Annotated in this window: 1 protein-coding gene; it reads right to left on the bottom strand. The window is 65.4% G+C overall.

Features of this window, described 5'->3' with window-relative positions:
- Positions 1–12 precede the first annotated feature (12 nt).
- Positions 13–1,053 (bottom strand): amino acid aminotransferase (locus tag OC610_RS27920; protein ID WP_264432818.1); only part of this gene is annotated, 1,041 nt, incomplete at its 5' end.

Here is a 1,053-nt window from a genome sequence, read left to right as displayed (position 1 = left end):
CGTGTGCTCCGGTTATTTACAAACCTCGGCAATCGCCACCGCCAGCGCATCCAGGCGCGTCGCATCGATGCCGGCGACGTTGGCCCGGCCGGTGCCGACCATATAGACGCTGTGGCGCTCGCGCAGCTGCTTGACCTGTCCCGGTGTCAGGCCGGTGTAGGAAAACATCCCGCGTTGCACGCCGATATGGGCAAAGCGCTCACGCAAGCCATGGGGTTCGAGCGCTTCCAGCAGGCCGCTGCGCAGTTGCGCGATGCGCAGGCGCATGGCTTCCACTTCGTCGGCCCATAAACCCTTGAGTGCCGGGTCGCCGAGGATCGTCGCCACCACCGCCGCGCCATGATCCGGCGGCGTCGACCACAGGTTGCGGGCGATGTTGGCCAGCTGGCTGCGAATGTCGACCAGTTTGTCGGCATCGTGGGCGCAGACAATCAGCGCACCGGTGCGGTCGCGGTAGAGGCCGAAATTCTTCGAGCAGGAGCTGGTGACCAGCACTTCGGGTAACGCTTCAGCAAACAACCGCACGGCCCAGGCGTCTTGCTCCAACCCATCGCCAAAGCCCTGGTAGGCGAAGTCGATCAACGGCAGCAGATCGCGGCTGCGCACCACGTCCAGCACCTGATGCCATTGGTCATGGGACAGGTCGAAGCCGGTCGGGTTATGGCAGCAGGCATGCAGCAGCACCACGTCGCCCTTCGGCACCTGGCTCAGGGTCGCCAGCATGGCCTCGAAATCCAGGCGATTGTCAGTGCCTACATAAGGGTAATGACTGGCCTTGACCCCCGCGGTGGCGAAGATGGTTTCGTGGATCGGCCAGGTCGGGTTGCTCAACCACACGCCACGGCCCGGCAGGCATTGGGCGATGAAGTCGGCACTCAAGCGCAGGGCGCCGGTGCCGCCCGGGGTCTGGGTGGCGCCGGCGCGCTGGTCGGCGATCAGCGGTGAGCCCGCCCCCAGGACCAGTGCATTGATCAACTGGCCGAACGCGGCGTCGCCATGACCGCCGATGTAAGTCTTGGTGACCTGGCGATCCACCAGCCGCTGCTCGGCCTG

This window comes from Pseudomonas agronomica (genome assembly GCF_025917275.1).
In the GTDB taxonomy this organism is placed as follows: domain Bacteria; phylum Pseudomonadota; class Gammaproteobacteria; order Pseudomonadales; family Pseudomonadaceae; genus Aquipseudomonas; species Aquipseudomonas agronomica.
This window is presented reverse-complemented; position numbering and strand designations above follow the sequence as displayed.